Genomic DNA, 18,850 nt, shown 5'->3' with positions numbered 1-18,850 from the left:
TGCGAGTCTGACCAAAGAGAGCCCAAAGTTCAATGCGTGTCTGAGACGCAGACACCGCAAGGCGCGCTGCTCATTGGCAGCACGCTCGTGCGCGATCTTCGGGGGAGCCAACTGCGCGACCTGGGTAAGGTCGCGACATGATCAGCGGGCTGCGGCGAGTTCCTGTTGGATGCTGCCGACAGTGCGAGGCCAAGGTTTACCAGCCTGAACCTTCGCTGGCAAGTTCTTGATAGCGGCAAGCGCTGCGTTGCGGTCGGCGAAACTGCCGTACGTCACCACGAACAACGGTTTTCCTTGCAGGGTTTTCTTGAAGTAGCGGTACTCGGCGCCTTGCTCTTTGACATAGCTTTGCGCAGTGGCTTCGGAGCTGGTGCCGAGAATTTGCACCACGAAGTGCGTTGGGGCCTGACCGGCGTACCACGTCCCGCCAGCAGAGGCAGGTGCCGCAGCCGCCGGTTTTTCAGCAGGTTTAGGCGCTGGCTTGGCCGTCGCAACCTGCGTTGGGGCAGGAGCAGGTTTGGCCGCAGGTGCGGGCGCGGGCGTCGGTTTAGCCGCCGGTGCTGGCGCCGGGCGAGGTGTCGGCACTTGAGTCTGGGCCATTTGTGGAGCAGGGCCCGCCGTCGCACCGGCAGGCGGGGCCGTCGTGGTCACGGTCGGCGGCTGCAACGACTGATTGGCTGCCGGGCCGCCGTCTTCGCCATCGCCTTCGCCCGAACCTGCGGCTTCAGCCAGCGGACCGCGCATCACCGGCTGCGAGTTACCGACCAACGGTAGCGGCATCGGCTGCGAGTTACCGGCGAACTCGATGGCTGGACCGCCGTTGTTCGATTGCTGTGCAGGCGCATTGCCCTGCCCCAGCGGCAGTTGTGCCTGGGAATTAGCCGGAGCCGTTGGCGCGCTATTGCGCCCTGGAATCAACCACGCCGCGAGCACCGCCGCGACCACAACCCCACCCAAAGCCAACACGTGTTTCTTAGGCATCTTGAACCCCATACTTGGACGCTTGACCGCAGAGCGGCTGGCGATCATGGCTTCGATCATCGAGTCGCGCGCGACCTGGTTGATCGCGCCCGGCCATCCATTGGACTGTTCGTGAATATCGGTGATCTGCTCGGCGCTGAACACTTCAATGCCTTGACCGGCGCCGTCCAGGCGCTGAGCCAGATACTCACGGGTTTCTTCTTCGGTGTACGGTGCCAGCTCGATGACGTGAAAACGCTCTTCTTCCGAACCGCTCTCGGCGCACAGCTGATCCAGACGATCAATGATCGAAGCCTCGCCGAACAGGAAGACATGCGGACGCCCTTCTGGGGTGCCCGCCGCCAAACCCAACAACGCTTCGAGTGCGGATTCGCCCAGTTGTTCGGCATCGTCCACCAGGACGTAGACTTCTTGACCGGTCAAACCCAGTTGCACGACCTGCGACAGGATGGACTGCATTTCCGGATGCGCGACGTTGAGCGCCTGAGCGACCTGACGCAACACCCCCGACGCATCGCCAGCGCCACGCGCCGAGACCACCACGCTTTGCACAGACTGCTTGTTGGTGCTGGCGACCAGGGCCTGGCGCAGCAGGGTCTTGCCGCTGCCGTGAGGACCGGTGACCAACAGCAGCAACTGGCTGTAGCGGGCGAGATGGTGCAATTGACCCAGCACGGGTTTGCGCTGGGCAGGGAAAAACTTGAAGCCGGGGACCCGCGTGGCAAAGGGGTCATGACTCAATTGATAGTGACCGAGGAAGGCCTCATCGGCGTGCAAGCTTGTCATGGATTTCTCATTAACCTCTAAGCTGATCCACCAAGGCGCGGTAGTTCGCGACCAGTGTGGCCTGTAGTACTTCTCTTGGATATTCGTCGGTCACGACTGCTTCGCCCATCCGGCGCAGCAGCACCAGGCGCAGACGACCGTCAATCACCTTCTTGTCCACCGCCATGTGCTCCAGGAAATGCTCAGGCGTCATGTCTTCAGGTGGCACGACCGGTAAACCGGCGCGCTGAAAGAGACGGATGCCGCGATCCCGCTCTTGCTCGTTGATCCAGCCCAGACGCGCGGACATTTCCAGCGCCATGACCGTACCGGCGGCGACAGCCTCACCATGCAGCCAGACCCCGTAACCCATATGAGTTTCGATGGCATGGCCGAAGGTATGGCCCAGGTTCAACGTAGCGCGCACCCCCGACTCCCGCTCATCGGCACCGACCACGGCAGCCTTGGCCGCACAGGAGCGCTCGATAGCCGTGGTCAACGTCGCCTGATCCAGACCACGCAGCTTGTCCATATTCTCTTCGAGCCACGTCAGGAACAGCTCGTCACATATCAGGCCGTATTTGATGACCTCGGCAAGCCCGGCAGACAGCTCGCGTTCAGGCAGGCTGCTCAGCGAGGCCGTGTCGATCAGCACAGCGTTCGGTTGATAGAACGCGCCGACCATGTTCTTGCCCAGTGGATGGTTGATGCCTGTCTTGCCACCCACGGACGAATCGACCTGCGACAGCAGCGTGGTGGGCACCTGAATGAAATCCACACCACGCTGATAGCACGCGGCCGCGAATCCGGCCATGTCTCCGATCACACCGCCCCCCAGCGCAATCACCGTGGTGCGGCGGTCATGGCGCGCGGTCAGCAGGGCATCGAAGATGAGTTGCAGGGTTTCCCAGTTCTTGAAGGCTTCGCCGTCGGGAAGCACGATGGGCAGCACGTTGTACCCGGCCAGCGTTTTGGTCAGACGCTCGATATAGAGCGGCGCGACAGTGCTGTTGGAAACGATCGCGACCTGTTTGCCAGCGATGTAGGGCCTGAGCAGGTCAGGCTGATCCAACAACCCTTCGCCAATGTGGATCGGGTAGCTCCGCTCGCCAAGCTCGACCGTAAGTGTCTGCATGTATCCCCACACTCTGTATAACAATTGGAAGCCTGTTCGACGCCAAACGCGTCAATACGGACCAAGGCGCAAGGCCATTTGGCGACCCTGCTTTTTATGGTCGCCGAGGATAGCGCATTTCCGCTTGCGCTTTAACGGGGAGGAAGCTCGGCCAACAGGGCGAGGATGTCAAGCACCACCATCCGGGGTGGCCGCTCGTCGGTCTCGATGATGACATCGGCGATTTCCCGATACAGCGGATCGCGGAGGGTCAGCAGCTCGCGAAGCACCCGAGCGGGGTCTGCGGTGCGCAAGAGAGGCCGGTTACGATCACGGGAAGTGCGGCCAACCTGCTGCTCTACGGAAGCATGCAGGTAGATCACCCGTCCGCCCGCGTGCAGGGCACGACGGTTTTCTTCACGCATGACCGCGCCGCCACCGGTCGCGAGGACCACGCCATCGTAGGCGCACAGCTCAGCGATCATGGCCTGTTCGCGATCTCGGAAGCCCGCCTCACCTTCCTTGTCGAAGATCCACGGGATATTGGCGCCCGTTCGCAGCTCGATTTCCTTGTCGGAATCCTTGAACGGCAGTCGAAGCTCTTTGGCCAGCAGACGACCGATGGTGCTTTTGCCAGCCCCCATCGGCCCCACAAGTATTAAATTTCGCACAGAATCAACGACTCACAGCAATCGCCTGGTTGTTCATGATACGCGGGGTGAGGAACACCAACAGCTCGGATTTTTTCTCCGAGACCACATCCCGCCGGAAAAGGCGGCCAACATACGGCACATCGCCCAAAAATGGCACCTTATCGACGACTTTATTCTGCGTATTCGAGAACACGCCGCCAATCACGATGGTTTCGCCGTCGGCCACCAGCACTTTGGCGTTGACTTCGTTTTTCTTGATCGGCGGCACGCCCAGCACGGTGTTCACGTAGTCAGGCTCGTCCTTGGTCACCTTGACTTCCATGATGATGCGGTTATCCGGCGTGATCTGCGGGGTCACTTCCAGAGACAACGAGGCCTCTTTGAACGACACCGACGTCGCGCCGCTGGAGCTGGCTTCCTGATAAGGCACTTCGGTGCCTTTCAGGATTTTCGCAGTTTCCTTGTCCGAGGTGACGACCTTGGGTTGCGACACCACTTCGCCGTTGCCGGTCTTCTCCATGGCGGTCAGCTCAAGGTCAAGGATGGTGTTGTTGGTCAGGAAACCCAGACCGATCGACGACGTCGGGTTAGCGACACCCATGTCTACATACGGGCCATTGGTATTACCCGCGCCTGTCACCGTGCCATTACCGCCGGCGGTGAAATTTCCGCGGTTCGTCGAGCCGCCCCAGCGCACGCCGAGGGCCTTGTCGTAGTCGACGTTGGCTTCGACAATGCGCGCTTCGATCATCACCTGACGCACCGGAATATCCAGCTGCGAGACGATGCGACGCAGCTCGTCGAGCCGGTCCTGGGTCTGATAGGCGATGATGTTATTGGTGCGCTCATCGACGGTGATCGACCCGCGCTCGTCGGTTTTCGACTCCGCGCTGGTGACCGACTGGAAGAGCTTGGCGATATCTGCCGCCTTGGCATAGTTCACTTGCAACAGCTCACGGCGCAGGGGCGCCAGTTCGGAAATCTGCTTCAGCGATTCCAGCTCCTGGCGCTCTCGGGCGGCGATCTCGTCAGCGGGAGCGACCAGCAACACGTTGCCGATCTTGCGCTTGTCGAGGCCTTTGGTCTTGAGGACCAGGTCAAGCGCCTGATCCCATGGCACGTTTTGCAGACGCAGGGTGATGCCGCCTTGAACAGTGTCGCTGGCCACGAGGTTGAGGTTGGTGAAGTCGGCGATCAGTTGCAGCACCGAGCGCACGTCAATGTCCTGAAAGTTCAGCGATAGCTTCTCGCCGGTGTACACCAGCTTGTCCGCATTGCGACGGGCGACGTCTTCGTTTGTCAACGGACGCACGCTGATGGTCAGTTTGTTCTCGGTTTGATACGCCGAATAATCGAATGCACCAGAGGGCTCGATGGAAATGCTCGCCTTGTCACCGCTGACGCTGGCGTTGACGAACTGCACCGGCGTGGCGAAATCCTTCACATCGAGGCGCACCCGCAGCGGCTCAGGCAGTTGAGTCTTGGCAAAATCCACGCGAATCTTGCCGCCCTGCTCCTGAATGTCCGGGGCGATGCCGACGTCGCTCAGTTCGATGACGACGTTGCCTTCACCCAATTCTCCGCGCTGAAAGTCGACGTTTTTGACCGAACGCGGGCCAGGTGCAAACGAGCGAGGGGCTGGCTTGGTCTGCGCAGCGCTGGCCGATGCCGCAGGCACGTTGACGCGAGGCGCCCCTTGAGCGGTGCTGGGTTGCGAGCCTTGGGCGGCGGCTGCGCCCTGCCCGACCACGACGAACAGGTTATTACCGTCGACGCGCGAGCTATAAGGCGCGAGCGTCGTCAGGTTGATGATCACGCGGGTGCGATCCTTGGCTTCGACCACCACGACGCTATGGGCGTTACCCGATCCCAAGTCCCGGCTCTTGATCGCCAATTGACTGGTCACACCCGGCAGATCCAGTGCAATGCGCGCCGGCTGCTCAGTGGTGTAGCCACGAGGGGCCGCAACCGGTCCGTCGAAGGACAGTTTCAACTCGACCCGATCCCCCGGCAGTGCGGCGACATCCAGCGTCTTGAGGTTGGCCGCCTGGAGAATCGGTGAAAGCATCGCCATCCATAGCGACACGCCGATAATCGAAAGAATCCTAGTCATGTTCACATTCCACCACTGTGCAGATCCGAAGGTGTTTCGCTTGCTTGCCGTCTTCATGAGCGTTCTTTCAGGGATATGCTGCGCGGCCGCTCAAGCCACGCTCCCTCTCCATCAGGCACGATCTCGATCACTTGCACCTCGGACTCGGTGATCGACACGATCCGGCCGTCGTTGCGGCCCAGATAATCGCCTACCTTGACCCGATGCACCCCACCGGCCCCGCGCAGCAGCGCGAACATACCGCTTTCGTTGCTTAACGTGCCGACCATTTCGAAGCCATCAATGTTGAAGCCTTCCAGGAATTGCTTGACCCGCGTCGGATCCGGCTGGACCAGGTGCGTGCCTTTCTGCCGGGCAATCAGATCGACCTTGATCGGTGGCTGAAACGGGCTGCGCAGGCTCGCCGCCGCGTAGGTAAACGCTTCATAGGGCCGAAATTTCGGCATCGGTTCGATGTTGCCTACCGGGCGTGCGCGCACGTCGGCCATGAACTGCTTCAAGTCGTCGAAATCACTGGAACTGTCGCAACCTGCCAACCCGATCAGCGCGGCGCCGACGCACAACCAATGCAAGGCCCTCATTTCGCAGGTCCTTTGTTGTCGATGTTCTGAAGCCCCTTATCGTTGTAGCGATAGGTCTTGGCTAGGATGCTCATGCGCAGTTTTCCAGGGGATTTGGCGTCCACCGGTTTGATTTCAAAATCATGCAAAGTGACGATCCGCGGCAGGCTGGCCACGCCGCTGACGAACGTCGCCAAGTCGTGATAAGCGCCGGTCACAGTGATCTGAATCGGCAGCTCGATGTAAAACTGCTGTGCCGCCTCGGGCAAAAGCTTGATTTCTTCGAACTCGAGGCCACTGCCCAACCCCGTACGGGTGATGTCTTCCAGCAGGCCCGGCACTTCGGTGTCGCTGGGCAATTGCCGCAGCAGCGCGCCGAAGGTGTTTTCCATGTCGACCATTTGGGTCTTGTAGGCCGGGAGGTTCGCTGCCTGATACGCCTTATTGGAGAACTGCTCTCTCAAGGCCGTCTCGTCATTGCGCGCCTGATCCAGCTGGGTTTGCATGTCCTGGATATAGAAAAAATACCCACCGGCCAGCACCAACACGAGCAACAACGCCCCCGCGATGGTCTTCACCGCAGCGGGCCAGGAACCGAGATTGTTGACGTCCAGATCGTTGATGTCGATCTTGCGCAGGCTGTCCAGCCATTCGTTCAGATTCATGGCTTGGCCCCCTTCACCGGCGTCGCAGGTTCGGCTGCAGGCTGCGTCTGGCGGACCGTCAGCTGAAAGGCGTTGGACTGATCCGCCGACCCGGCGACGCTGTTCGCCTTGACTTCGGTCAGACTCGGCGACTCCAGCCAATCGGACGCTTCCAGATTACGCAACAGGTCCGAAACCCGGTTGTTGGACTCCGCCGCCCCGGAAATACTGATCAACTTGTCCGTCATCTTCACTTCGTTGAAATACACCCCGTCCGGCAACGTGCGCGCCAATTGATCGAAGATGCGGCCAATGATCGGGCGGTTGCCCTGCAAGTCCTGAATGATCTTCATCCGCTCCAACAGCTGCTTGCGCCGGGCCTTCAGTTCGCTGATTTCTTTGATTCTTGCGTCGAGCTGGACGATTTCGGTCTTGATGAACTGGTTGCGTGCATTCTGATGGGCGATTGCGCTGCTCAAATATTGATCAGCCAGGAAAATGGCGCCGACACCGGCGACCAATACGCCCGCCAACGAAAGCAAGAAGCGTTTCTTGCGCTCTTCGCGCAGTTGTTCACGCCAGGGAAGTAAGTTAATCCGTGCCATTAATCGAAGCTCCTCAACGCCAGACCGCACGCGATCATCAAGGCCGGAGCGTCGCTGGCCAGCGCGCCTGCGTTGACTTTGGCGCTAAGCGCCATGTCGGCGAAGGGGTTGGCGACCATGGTCGGGGTCCCGAGACGCTCCTGGATCAAACGGTCAAGTCCGGCAATGGATGCCGTCCCGCCTGCCAGCATGATGTAGTCGACACGGTTGTACTGGCCGGCGGCGAAGAAGAACTGCAGAGAACGAGAGACCTGCTGGACCACAGCGTCCTTGAACGGCTGCAGCACCTCGAGCGTGTAATCGTCGGGCAAACCGCCCTGCTTCTTCGCCAGCCCCGCTTCGCCCACGGACAAACCGTAGCGGCGCTGGATCTCCTCGGTGAGTTGGCGCCCGCCGAACAGTTGCTCGCGGGTATAGATGATGCGGCCGTTGTGCAGCACGCTGAGGGTGGTCATGGTGGCGCCGATGTCGATGACTGCGACGGTCAGTTGTTCGTGATCCTGACCCAACTGAGCGGACAACAGACCAAAGGAGCGCTCCAGCGCGTAGGCTTCGACATCGACCACGCGCGCTGTCAGGTTGGCCAGCGCCAAGGCAGCTTCGCGCACTTCGACGTTTTCCTTACGGCAGGCTGCCAGCAGCACGTCGACACGCTCGGGATTGCGCGCCGAATAGCCCTGGACCTCGAAATCGATAGCGACTTCTTCCAGCGGGTAGGGAATGTACTGGTCGGCTTCGATTTTGAGCTGGTTTTCCATCTCGTCGTCGGAAAGACCGGCGTCCATTTCGATGGTTTTGGTAATGACCGCCGACCCCGCAACAGCGACCGCCGCGATTTTGACGTTTGTCTTGGCCTTTACCAGTACTCGCGTCAACGCATTGCCGACCCCTTCCAGCTCGGCGATGTTCTTTTCCACCACTGCGTTGGCAGGCAGCGGCTCGACCGCGTAGGACTCGACCTTGTAGCGGGTGCCGGAACGACTCAGTTCAAGGAGTTTCACCGAGGTGGAGCTAATATCGATCCCTAGAAGGGTATTGGCCTTCTTACTGAAGAGTTCGAACACAACCGATTCCCTATGCGTTTCCGTCACTTACGGAGATTTTTTTGTCCAACGCCACTGTCGGCAGCCTTGACAGTAGCGCAAATAACGCTCGTCGACGAAAAATGCTTATAATGCCCAGCGTTTTTTTCGTGTAGCAAAGCTTCAAGGCGTGTTCATTTGTAAATGCCTGCGCTTAACCCATTCTTTTTTCTGGAAATCCAAAAGCCTTGATACGCCTGCTGAAGTTTTTCTGGTGGTCCATTGTCGCTGTTGTTTGCGGCCTCTTGCTCGGTTTGAGCGGCGCCTTCCTTTACCTGTCGCCGAACCTGCCCTCGGTCGATGCCCTGCGCAATATTCAGCTGCAAATCCCGCTGCGCGTATTTAGCAGCGATGGCAAACTCATTGCAGAGTTTGGCGAAATGCGCCGCTCTCCGATCCGTTTCGCCGATATTCCGCCCAATTTCATCCATGCGCTGCTGTCCGCCGAAGACGATAACTTCGCCAATCACTATGGCGTGGACCCCGGCAGCCTGATGCGCGCCGCCAGTCAACTGGTGAAAAGCGGCCATATCCAGTCCGGTGGCTCGACCATCACCATGCAGGTCGCCAAGAATTACTTCCTGACCAGCGAGCGAAGTTTCTCACGCAAAACCACCGAGATTCTCTTGGCCTTGCAAATCGAGCGCCAACTCACCAAAGACGAGATTCTCGAGCTCTACGTCAACAAGATCTACCTGGGCAACAGGGCTTATGGTATCGAGGCCGCCGCACAGGTTTATTACGGCAAATCCATTCGTGACTTGAGCGTCGCCCAGATGGCGATGATCGCTGGTCTGCCCAAAGCGCCGTCACGATTCAACCCACTGGCCAACCCGGTGCGCGCCAAAGAGCGCCGCGACTGGATTCTGGGTCGCATGTACAAGCTGGGCAAAATCGACCAGAACACCTATCAGACCGCGCTGGCGGAGCCGATCAATGCCAGTTATCACGTCCAGAGCCCGGAAGTGAATGCGCCGTACATCGCTGAAATGGCCCGCGCCGAGATGGTCGGCCGCTACGGCAGCGAAGCCTACACAGAAGGTTTCCGCGTCACCACCACTGTTCCAAGCAATCTTCAGGAAGATGCCAATAAAGCCGTTCAGGATGGTCTGATTGAATACGATCAGCGCCATGGCTATCGCGGGCCTGAAAGCCGCTTACCGGGCCTGACCCGCGACGGCTGGGCGCAGGAGCTGACCAAACAGCGGCCGATCAGCGGGCTTGAGCCGGCGATCGTCAGCCAAATCGACAAGACCGGCATTCACGTCCTGACCCGCAATGGTGAGAAAGAAGAAACCGTTGCCTGGGACAGCATGAAATGGGCGAAAGCGTTCCTGAACACCAACAGCGTCGGCCCTAATCCGAAACAGCCATCGGACGTCGCCCACGTGGGTGATCTGGTGCGGGTGCAGCGGCAACCGGACAATTCCCTCAAATTCAGCCAGATCCCGCAGGCGCAAAGCGCGCTGGTATCGCTGGACCCGCACAACGGTGCGATTCGCGCGTTGGTGGGCGGCTTCGCCTTCGAGCAGAGCAACTACAACCGGGCGATGCAGGCCAAGCGCCAGCCCGGTTCGAGCTTCAAGCCGTTCCTGTACTCGGCCGCGCTGGACAATGGTTACACGGCGGCGAGCCTGGTGAACGACGCGCCGATCGTGTTCGTCGACGAAGCGGTCGACAAGGTGTGGCGTCCGAAAAACGACACCGGCACGTTCCTTGGCCCGATCCGCCTGCGCGAGGCGCTGTACAAGTCACGCAACCTGGTATCGATCCGCCTGTTGCAAAGCCTGGGGGTCAACACGGCGATCAACTACATCACCCGCTTCGGCTTCAACAAACAGGACTTGCCGCCCAACCTGTCGCTGGCCTTGGGGACTGCAACACTGACCCCGATGGAAATCGTCAGCGGCTGGAGCACCTTCGCCAACGGCGGTTATAAGGTCAGCCCGTATCTGATCGACAAAATCGAGGACCGCGAAGGCAAAACGCTGTTCGTCGCCAACCCGCCGACCGTGCCAGCCAACGACCCTAATCCCAAGGCGGTCAACGAGGCCATGGTCAGCAACGCGACGGCCTACGCCGCTCCGGAGACGCCTACGTTGACGGCCAATACCGTGCCGAACGCCCTCGACGCCAACGGCGCACCGCCTGCCCCGGCAGTCGCTCCGCGTATCGTCGACGGCCGCACCACGTACATCTTAAACAGCATGCTGCAAGACGTGATCAAACGCGGCACCGGTCGCCGCGCACTGTCGATGAACCGTCCCGACATCGCGGGCAAGACCGGTACGACCAACGATTCGAAAGACGCCTGGTTCTCCGGCTATAACGGTGACTACGTGACCACCGTGTGGACCGGTTTCGACCAGCCAGAAAGCCTGGGTCGTCACGAATTCGGTGGCACGGTCGCGCTGCCGATCTGGATGAACTACATGAGCGCCGCCCTCAAGGACAAGCCGCCGCACGTTCAGGCTGAACCGGACGGCATCCTCAGCTTGCGTATCGACCCGATCAGCGGCCGCTCTGCGACGCCAAGTACCGCGGGTGCGTTCTTCGAGCTATTCAAAAGCGAAGACACCCCGCCAAGCGTGAACGAGCTGAACGGTAGCCCTGCGCCGGGCAGCCCGTTGCCAGCGGACGAATCGGCGCCGATCGATCTGTTTTGATCCGTGTAGGAGTGAGCTTGCTCGCGATAAAGGCATGCCAGCCAATAGCGAGGTGGCTTATACACCGTAATCGCGAGCAAGCTCACTCCTACAGTCGAAGCAAAACTCAAGACCCACAAAAAAACCGGCCTCTTAGGGCCGGTTTTTTTGTGGAGCAGCGACTGTTTTTAGCCGTTGAAGACTTGATCCACGTTGGTCAGCGGGTAGTGCTTCGGATACGGCAGGGTAGCGACGCCGGTTTCGATGGCCGCCTTGGCAACCGCATCAGAAACGACCGTCAGCAGGCGCACGTCCAGCGGTTTCGGGATGATGTATTCACGACCGAACTCCAGCGCGATCCCACCGTAGGCATCGCTCACTTCTTTCGGGACCGGCAGCTTGGCCAGTTCACGCAGGGCGTTAGCGGCCGCTATCTTCATTTCTTCGTTGATGCGCTTGGCGCGAACATCCAAAGCACCACGGAAGATGAACGGGAAACCCAGTACGTTGTTGACCTGATTCGGGTAGTCCGAACGGCCGGTCGCCATGATCACGTCACTGCGCGTCGCGTGGGCCAGCTCCGGGGAGATTTCCGGATCAGGGTTCGAGCACGCGAATACGATCGGGTTGGCCGCCATGGACTTCAGGCCTTCGGCGCTCAGCAGGTTCGGGCCCGACAGGCCCACGAACACGTCAGCGCCGTTCAGTGCGTCAGCCAGGGTACGCTTGTCGGTCGGGTGGGCGAACTGCGCTTTGTATTGGTTCAGATCGGTACGGTCGGCATGCACCACGCCGTTACGGTCGATCATGAAGATGTTTTCGATCTTCGCGCCCATGCTCACCAGCAGCTTCATGCAGGAGATAGCGGCGGCACCGGCGCCGAGGCAAACGATTTTCGCGCTTTCCAGGGTTTTGCCAGCGATTTCCAGTGCGTTGATCATGCCCGCCGCGGTCACGATGGCGGTGCCGTGCTGGTCATCGTGGAACACCGGAATGTCGCACTGCTCAATCAGCGCCTTTTCGATTTCGAAGCACTCAGGCGCCTTGATATCTTCCAGGTTGATGCCGCCGAAAGTGATGGAGATGCGCTTGACGGTGTCGATGAATGCCTGCGGGCTTTCCGAATCGACTTCGATGTCAAACACGTCAATACCGGCAAAACGCTTGAACAGAACGCCCTTGCCTTCCATGACCGGCTTGGAAGCCAGCGGGCCAAGGTTGCCCAGACCGAGAATGGCGGTGCCATCGGAGATGACTGCGACCAGGTTACCCTTGCCGGTGTATTTGTACGCCAACTCAGGATCGCGGCCGATTTCGCGCACGGGCTCGGCAACGCCTGGGCTGTACGCCAAGGACAAGTCACGAGCGGTGGCGGTGGCTTTGGTGAGTTCTACGCTCAACTTCCCCGGACGAGGATTGGCGTGATAATCGAGGGCGGCAGTTTTCAAATCTGACATGGGGGCATTCCGCTTTTTTGCTGTTGGACAGACGGACGACCGAGCATACGCAAGTCAGAAAGTCCTAACAAGACTGCCGGGTCACGTGTGTCAAGAGGCCGCATCTACGACTTTCAGCGTAGAGCCAAGTGTTCAAAGGCCTCCAGAGCAAAACAATTCACGGAAAAAATGTTCACAATATCAGCGGAAATTTGTATTCAACATGACAGGGTGGGTGATGGGCATCATCCAGCGTGGCTGACCGGGCTTGAGACCGCCTCGACGGGATCGGTCGACTGCCCAGCCCCGCGCTTCTACCTGCTGCCCTTTCAGACGTTGCAGACCTGCAATGTCGAACTCACCTACGAGGTTCGGCGCAATACGCAGCACCAGCGCATCACCAAACTCGATCCAGACGCCACCACCATTGTGCTGAACATTCGTCACGCGCCCGGAGACGACGGCAAAGCCACCGCTGTTGATCTGTTCAGGCGATTGCACGGGCGAATCACGCCACAGCCCGACCCTCGCTTGACGCGCGGTCTTTTCCGCAGCGAGTTGGCAATCCACCAGCGCAACGTTCGGCGAGATCGCCACCAGATAACCAAGGCCCTCAGCAAGCAACTGTGCTTCCAGGTTGGCGCCGTTGCGGCCGTAAACGTTGGCTAGGGTTCGACCGTAACGGTCGGCGGCCTGTTCGCCAACGCGCAGGCTGACTTGCCCGTCGCTTTCATCGACCAGCGTTTGCAGACGACGCTTCGAAGCTTCGGCAAATGGCTGGGCAGACTGACCTTGCTTGCCCGTTTCCGGCGCGTTGAGGCCGATCATCCGCACGCTACGGCCATCGTTCAAACGGAGGGTGTCGCCATCGACCACGCGCTGAACCTGCGCGGTTGGCAAATTCGAAGGTGCCGGGCACAGGGCGTGGGCAGTGGAGAGCCAAATCGCAGGCATAAAAAAGGCGCCCGCGAGGGACGCCTTTTTGAGCAGCCTGGACAAGCTCGAAGAGCGATCCAGATACCCCATTCTTACTTCGCTTTGGTTGCGCCGAACGCACCGAAACGGGACTTGAACTTGTCGACGCGACCGCCAACGTCCAGAGTCTTTTGCTTGCCGGTGTAGAACGGGTGGCACTCGTTGCAAACGTCCAGGCTCAGAGGCTTGGCCAGGTTGGAACGGGTGTGGATGACGTTGCCGCAGCTGCAGGTTGCAACGACGTCTTCGTAAACTGGATGGATATCAGCTTTCATCGGTATTTCCTCAGGCTAGCGTGCCGCCACCCAACACGATTGTTGAATACCGCACGGAATTAGGCCGCGCATATTAACAGAGAACATAAAACACGCAAGGGAACGTGAATGCCGGTCGTCTGCTAAGATCGCGCCCTTGGTCATACTTCGTAACAGGGAATCCCCGCGTGCCCGACGCCATTCTGCGCCTCGCCCTGCCCTCGCCTTTGCGTCGTCTGTTCGACTACCGCGCCCCTGCAGGGGTCGCGCTCAGCGCGTTGCAGCCCGGCATGCGCCTGCGGGTACCGTTCGGTCGCCGCGAAATGATCGGCATTCTGGTGGAAGTCACCGATCACAGCGACGTGCCCGACGACAAACTCAAGCCTGCGATTGCCCTGCTGGACAACGAAGCGCCATTGCCCCCCACCCTGTTCAAGCTGTGCCTATGGACGGCCCAGTATTATCAGCACAGCCTCGGCGACACGCTGAGTTGGGCGCTGCCGGTATTGCTGCGCCAGGGCGAGCCAGCCGAGGCTCGACAGGAGCGTTTCTGGCAGATCGCCTCCGGCGCCAGCATCGACGATCCGCGCATCGCCCGCGCGCCGAAACAGAAAGAGGCGTTGCGAACCCTGGCCCAGCATCCCCACGGGGTCGCCCATCAGTTGTTGAGCAAACTGATGCTCAACCGCGATAGCCTCAACCTGCTGCTGGCCAAGGAGCTGGTGACGGTGGAAGTGCGCGGCCATGCCCCGGTGGCGCGCCATGAACATTGGCTGGCACAACCCGAACTGCCGTTGAATACCGAGCAGCGCGCCGCCTACGAGGCCATCCGCTCGGGCTTTGGCAGTTTCCATGCATCCCTGCTCGCGGGTGTAACGGGCAGCGGCAAGACCGAGGTCTATCTCCAACTGATCCGCGAGACGTTGGAGGCGGGCAAGCAGGCGCTGGTGCTGATCCCGGAAATCAACCTCGGGCCACAGACCCTGGCTCGCTTCGAACAGCGGTTCAATGCCCGTATCGCGCTGTTGCACTCGGCCGTCAACGACCGCGATCGCCTGGACGCCTGGCTGGCCGCGCGCGATGGCGAAGCGGACATCATCATCGGCACGCGTTCGGCGCTGTTCACGCCCATGAAGCACCCTGGCCTGATCATCATCGACGAAGAACACGACGGCTCTTATAAACAGCAGGAAGGCCTGCGGTACCACGCGCGGGATCTGGCACTGGTGCGCGCCCGGCAGGAAGACATCCCGATCGTGCTGGGTTCGGCGACGCCTTCACTTGAAAGCTTGCACAATGCCTACACCGGCCGGTACGCCCTCCTACGCCTGAATGAACGGGCGGGCGGCGCGCAACAGCCGCGCTTCCTGCGCCTGGATGTGAAAAGCCGTCCGCTGGACAGCGGAATTTCCGGCCCCATGCAGCAAGCCATCGGTCAAACCCTGGCGGCGGGACAGCAAGTGCTGGTGTTCCTGAACCGTCGTGGGTTTGCGCCGACACTGCTGTGTCATGACTGCGGCTGGCTGTCGGAATGCAATCGCTGCGATGCGCGCATGACCGTTCATCAACGCTCGGGCGAGTTGCGTTGCCATCACTGCGGCCACGTTGAGCGTGTGCCTCGCAACTGTCCGGCCTGCGGCAAGGTTGACTTGCGCCCTGTCGGCGCAGGGACGGAGCGCGCTGAAGAGCGTCTGGCGATCCTGTTTCCGGACTATCCAGTGTTGCGGGTCGATCGCGACAGTACGTCGCGCAAGGATGCGATGAATCAGCTGTTCGCCACGATTCAAAAGGGCCACCCGTGCATTCTGGTCGGCACGCAGATGCTTGCCAAAGGTCATCACTTCCCCCGTGTGACGCTGGTATCGATTCTGGATGCCGACGGCGGTCTGTTCTCCGGCGACTTCCGCGCCAGCGAACGCATGGCCCAGTTGATCGTTCAGGTGGCGGGCCGTGCGGGGCGTGCGGAAGAACCGGGCAAGGTAATCATTCAGACGCACCTGGCCGATCACCCGCTGCTGATTCAGCTCACCGAGCAGGGGTATTTCGCCTTTGCCGAGCAGGCATTGAGCGAACGTCGCGCTGCGGGATTACCACCGTTTTCCCACCTCGCGCTGCTGCGCGCCGAAGCTCACAAGCCGGGGCAGGCTGAAGGATTTTTAGACGAAGCCTGTGCGGAAGCGGAACGGCTTTTGAAGGAAATGTCGCTGGGCGGCATCGAACTGTTGGGCCCGGTCCCGGCTCCGATGGAGCGTCGTGCAGGGCGATACAGGGCGCAATTGCTGCTGCAAGCCAACGCCCGCGCGCCCTTGCATAGACTGCTGACGGCCTGGTTGTTAGCGCTGGAAAGCCTGCCAAGCGGGCGCGCGGTGCGCTGGTCGCTGGATGTGGACCCAGTGGATTTGTACTGATATGGAGATCGCCTGTAGGCGCCACGGTGAAGATTCACAACCACGCACCCAACCCGGTTGGCAACAGGGCTTCGGCAACGGATAATACCCAGTTTTTCCACCCGCGCATCGAAGCGCTGCCGCGCTTGCGGTCGAAAGAGAGCCTCATGAAAGACACCATTCGCCAGCTGATCCAACAAGCTCTGAGCCAACTCGTCACCGAAGGCGTCTTGCCGGAAGGGCTGACGCCGGCGATTCAGGTGGAAAACGCCAAGGACAAGAAAAACGGCGATTTCGCCAGCAATATCGCGATGATGCTGGCCAAGCCTGCAGGGCTGAAGCCTCGCGATCTGGCCGAGAAAATCGTCGCTGCGCTGCCGGCCGACGAGCAGATCACCAAGGTCGACATTGCCGGTCCTGGCTTCCTCAATTTCTTCCAGAACACCCATGCCCTCGCCTCGCGCCTTGATGAAGCGCTGGCTGACGCCACGTTGTCGGTGCGCAAGAACGGCCCTGCTCAACGTGTCGTGGTCGACCTGTCCGCACCAAACCTGGCCAAAGAGATGCACGTGGGTCACTTGCGCTCGACCATCATCGGCGACGGCGTGGCCAACGTTCTGGAATTTCTCGGCGACACCGTGATTCGCCAGAACCACGTCGGCGACTGGGGCACCCAATTCGGCATGTTGCTGGCCTATCTGCAGGAAACCCCCGCGACCAGCGACGAGCTGTCGGACCTGGAAAATTTCTACCGCGCGGCCAAAGGCCGCTTCGATGAGTCCGAAGAATTTGCCGAGCGGGCCCGTGGTCTGGTGGTCAAGTTGCAGGCGGGCGACCCTGAATGCCTGACGCTGTGGACGCGTTTCAAGGACATTTCTCTGTCGCACTGCCAGCAAGTTTACGAGCGCCTGAACGTGAATCTGACGCCGAAAGACGTCATGGGTGAAAGCGCCTACAACGATGACTTGGCCAACGTCGTCGCAGACCTGAAAAAAGCCGGTCTGCTGGTCGAGAGCAACGGCGCGCAGTGCGTGTTCCTCGAAGAGTTCAAAACCGCCGAAGGCACGCCACTGCCCGTCATCGTGCAAAAGGCCGGCGGCGGCTATCTCTATGCGACCACCGACCTGGCTGCCGTGCGCTATCGCAGCAACGTGTTGAAAGCCGATCGCGCGCTGTATTTCGTCGACCAGCGTCAAGCGCTGCACTTCCAGCAAGTGTTCGAAGTCGCCCGCCGTGCCGGTTTCGTCACCAACGGCATGCAGATGGAACACATGGGTTTCGGCACCATGAACGGCGCCGATGGCCGCCCGTTCAAGACCCGCGACGGCGGCACCGTGAAGCTGGTCGACCTGCTCGACGAAGCGGAAGAGCGCGCCTACGTGCTGGTGAAAGAAAAGAATCCGGACGTCGCTGAAGACGAACTGCGCACCATCGCCAAGGCCGTGGGCATCAGCGCAGTGAAATATGCCGACCTGTCCAAGCACCGCGCCAGTGACTACAGCTTCAACTTCGATCAGATGCTGAGCTTCGAAGGCAACACTGCGCCTTACCTGCTGTATGCCTATACCCGCGTGGTCGGTGTGTTCCGCAAACTGGGGGAGACTTTCGATGCAAACAAAGGCGAGATCGCCCTTGAAGCCCCGCAAGAGCAGGACCTGGCCGCACGTCTGGCCCAGTTCGGCGAAACCCTGAACAACGTCGCCGAGAAAGGCACGCCGCACGTGCTGTGCGCCTATCTGTATGACTTGGCCGGGCTGTTCTCCAGCTTCTACGAGAACTGCCCGATCCTGAACGCGGAAAACCCCGAGCAACAGCAGAGCCGTCTGCGCCTCGCGCACCTGACCGGTCGCACCCTCAAGCAAGGCCTGCAACTACTGGGTCTGGAAACTCTGGAGCGTATGTAACTTGGCAGTCAAAAAGAAACCTGCTCCCAAGCGCGGTGCCAGCCGGTACGAGGCCCCCGCAAAGAAGCCGATTCCGGGATGGGTGTGGCTGGCGGTCGGCCTGTCCGTCGGCGCGTTCATCGTCTTTCTGATGAAGTTGGAGCCCGGCAGCGGCGATGACATCAAGCGCAACAAGGCAGAGGCCAAGGCCGCGAAAATCGCTGAAGCGAACAAGACGCCGCCGAGCCCGACCGCGCCGGTGAAGCCAAAGTACGATTTCTACACGTTGCTGCCGGAATCGGAAGTCATCGTGCCGAACGAAGCCGTGCCGGAAAAGACGCCACCTTCCGTGGCAGCACCGACCACGCCGGTCACACCTGAGCAGGCGGCGAAGATCGACACCGCCCGCGCCCAGGCAGCCCTCAGCGGCCTGACGCCGCCACCAGCACCGCCAGTGGCGAAACCTGCGCCGGTGACGACGTTCTTCCTGCAAGCGGGTTCATTCCGCAAACAGGCCGACGCTGACAAGGTGCGCGCGCAAATCATCTTGCTGGGTCAGGCGGCAACGGTTGAATCCGGGACAGTGAAGGATGAAACCTGGTATCGCGTGCTGGTCGGTCCGTTCAGCAACCGCGAACAACTGACCACCGCGCAGAAGCAGCTGGCGGGTGGCGGATTCAGCAACCTGTTGCTGCAACAGCGTCAGGCCCGCTAGGCCAAACGCCAATCCCGCGTGGGAGCCGGGTTGCTGGC

Annotated in this window: 15 protein-coding genes; 4 read left to right on the top strand and 11 right to left on the bottom strand. The window is 60.3% G+C overall.

Going from position 1 to position 18,850, the window contains the following annotated elements:
• Window positions 1–141: 141 nt before the first annotated feature.
• From B3N48_RS03045 to B3N48_RS03010, 8 genes are all read right to left on the bottom strand, one after another.
• Window positions 142–1,767: an SPOR domain-containing protein gene (locus B3N48_RS03045; protein WP_296179235.1), complete on the bottom strand. Its 1,626-nt coding sequence runs from the start codon at window positions 1,765–1,767 to the stop codon at window positions 142–144.
• A 10-nt stretch (window positions 1,768–1,777) separates the two neighbouring features.
• A complete protein-coding gene (gene aroB / locus B3N48_RS03040) occupies window positions 1,778–2,881 on the bottom strand; it encodes a 3-dehydroquinate synthase (protein WP_296179234.1) in 1,104 nt (367 codons plus the stop codon).
• Window positions 2,882–3,012: 131 nt separating this feature from the next.
• Complete coding sequence (aroK, locus tag B3N48_RS03035; protein ID WP_296179231.1) at window positions 3,013–3,531, bottom strand: shikimate kinase AroK; 519 nt, start codon at window positions 3,529–3,531, stop codon at window positions 3,013–3,015.
• 4 nt (window positions 3,532–3,535) lie between these two features.
• On the bottom strand, window positions 3,536–5,626 hold the full coding sequence (pilQ, locus tag B3N48_RS03030; protein ID WP_296179228.1) for a type IV pilus secretin PilQ: 2,091 nt from the start codon (window positions 5,624–5,626) through the stop codon (window positions 3,536–3,538).
• A gap of 53 nt (window positions 5,627–5,679) precedes the next feature.
• A complete protein-coding gene (gene pilP / locus B3N48_RS03025) occupies window positions 5,680–6,207 on the bottom strand; it encodes a type 4a pilus biogenesis lipoprotein PilP (protein WP_296179225.1) in 528 nt (175 codons plus the stop codon).
• A complete protein-coding gene (gene pilO, locus B3N48_RS03020; RefSeq protein WP_296179222.1) occupies window positions 6,204–6,851 on the bottom strand; it encodes a type 4a pilus biogenesis protein PilO in 648 nt (215 codons plus the stop codon). The genes pilP and pilO overlap by 4 nt, the downstream gene beginning before the upstream one ends.
• Window positions 6,848–7,435: a PilN domain-containing protein gene (locus B3N48_RS03015; protein WP_296179220.1), complete on the bottom strand. Its 588-nt coding sequence runs from the start codon at window positions 7,433–7,435 to the stop codon at window positions 6,848–6,850. The genes pilO and B3N48_RS03015 overlap by 4 nt, the downstream gene beginning before the upstream one ends.
• On the bottom strand, window positions 7,435–8,499 hold the full coding sequence (locus B3N48_RS03010; protein WP_296179217.1) for a pilus assembly protein PilM: 1,065 nt from the start codon (window positions 8,497–8,499) through the stop codon (window positions 7,435–7,437). Before B3N48_RS03010 ends, B3N48_RS03015 begins: the two co-directional genes overlap by 1 nt.
• 209 nt (window positions 8,500–8,708) lie before the next feature.
• On the opposite strand from B3N48_RS03010, the gene B3N48_RS03005 reads away from it, so the two are divergent.
• Window positions 8,709–11,183: a penicillin-binding protein 1A gene (locus B3N48_RS03005; protein WP_414704189.1), complete on the top strand. Its 2,475-nt coding sequence runs from the start codon at window positions 8,709–8,711 to the stop codon at window positions 11,181–11,183.
• Window positions 11,184–11,350: 167 nt separating this feature from the next.
• On the opposite strand, the gene B3N48_RS03000 is transcribed toward B3N48_RS03005, so the two are convergent.
• The 3 genes from B3N48_RS03000 to rpmE form a co-directional block, all read right to left on the bottom strand.
• A complete protein-coding gene (locus B3N48_RS03000; protein ID WP_296179211.1) occupies window positions 11,351–12,619 on the bottom strand; it encodes a malic enzyme-like NAD(P)-binding protein in 1,269 nt (422 codons plus the stop codon).
• A 180-nt stretch (window positions 12,620–12,799) separates the two neighbouring features.
• A complete protein-coding gene (locus B3N48_RS02995; protein WP_296179209.1) occupies window positions 12,800–13,624 on the bottom strand; it encodes a thermonuclease family protein in 825 nt (274 codons plus the stop codon).
• Window positions 13,625–13,626: 2 nt separating this feature from the next.
• Entirely contained in the window at window positions 13,627–13,848 is a 222-nt protein-coding gene (gene rpmE / locus B3N48_RS02990) for a 50S ribosomal protein L31 (RefSeq protein ID WP_062379238.1), read from the bottom strand.
• Between the two features lie 167 nt (window positions 13,849–14,015).
• On the opposite strand from rpmE, the gene B3N48_RS02985 reads away from it, so the two are divergent.
• From B3N48_RS02985 to B3N48_RS02975, 3 genes are all read left to right on the top strand, one after another.
• Window positions 14,016–16,235, top strand: coding sequence for a primosomal protein N' (locus B3N48_RS02985; protein WP_296179203.1), 2,220 nt, complete (start codon window positions 14,016–14,018; stop codon window positions 16,233–16,235).
• Window positions 16,236–16,381: 146 nt separating this feature from the next.
• Complete coding sequence (gene argS / locus B3N48_RS02980; RefSeq protein WP_296179202.1) at window positions 16,382–18,118, top strand: arginine--tRNA ligase; 1,737 nt, start codon at window positions 16,382–16,384, stop codon at window positions 18,116–18,118.
• Window position 18,119: 1 nt separating this feature from the next.
• The gene (locus tag B3N48_RS02975; RefSeq protein ID WP_296179200.1) at window positions 18,120–18,812 is read left to right on the top strand and encodes an SPOR domain-containing protein; all 693 of its coding nucleotides are present in this window, start codon (window positions 18,120–18,122) and stop codon (window positions 18,810–18,812) included.
• Window positions 18,813–18,850: the final 38 nt, after the last annotated feature.

Source organism: Pseudomonas sp. UBA1879, from assembly GCF_002338065.1.
Taxonomy (GTDB): domain Bacteria; phylum Pseudomonadota; class Gammaproteobacteria; order Pseudomonadales; family Pseudomonadaceae; genus Aquipseudomonas.
The sequence above is the reverse complement of the archived record's forward strand: the minus strand, read 5'-3'. Positions and strand labels throughout refer to the sequence as shown.

Excerpts from the sequence above, each read along its gene's own strand:
- B3N48_RS03045 (WP_296179235.1), bottom strand. The coding sequence starts at position 1,767 with ATGACAAGCTTGCACGCCGATGAGGCCTTCCTCGGTCACTATCAATTG.
- aroB (WP_296179234.1), bottom strand. The coding sequence starts at position 2,881 with ATGCAGACACTTACGGTCGAGCTTGGCGAGCGGAGCTACCCGATCCAC.
- pilQ (WP_296179228.1), bottom strand. The coding sequence starts at position 5,626 with ATGACTAGGATTCTTTCGATTATCGGCGTGTCGCTATGGATGGCGATG.
- pilP (WP_296179225.1), bottom strand. The coding sequence starts at position 6,207 with ATGAGGGCCTTGCATTGGTTGTGCGTCGGCGCCGCGCTGATCGGGTTG.
- pilO (WP_296179222.1), bottom strand. The coding sequence starts at position 6,851 with ATGAATCTGAACGAATGGCTGGACAGCCTGCGCAAGATCGACATCAAC.
- B3N48_RS03015 (WP_296179220.1), bottom strand. The coding sequence starts at position 7,435 with ATGGCACGGATTAACTTACTTCCCTGGCGTGAACAACTGCGCGAAGAG.
- B3N48_RS03000 (WP_296179211.1), bottom strand. The coding sequence starts at position 12,619 with ATGTCAGATTTGAAAACTGCCGCCCTCGATTATCACGCCAATCCTCGT.
- B3N48_RS02995 (WP_296179209.1), bottom strand. The coding sequence starts at position 13,624 with ATGGGGTATCTGGATCGCTCTTCGAGCTTGTCCAGGCTGCTCAAAAAG.
- rpmE (WP_062379238.1), bottom strand. The coding sequence starts at position 13,848 with ATGAAAGCTGATATCCATCCAGTTTACGAAGACGTCGTTGCAACCTGC.
- argS (WP_296179202.1), top strand. The coding sequence starts at position 16,382 with ATGAAAGACACCATTCGCCAGCTGATCCAACAAGCTCTGAGCCAACTC.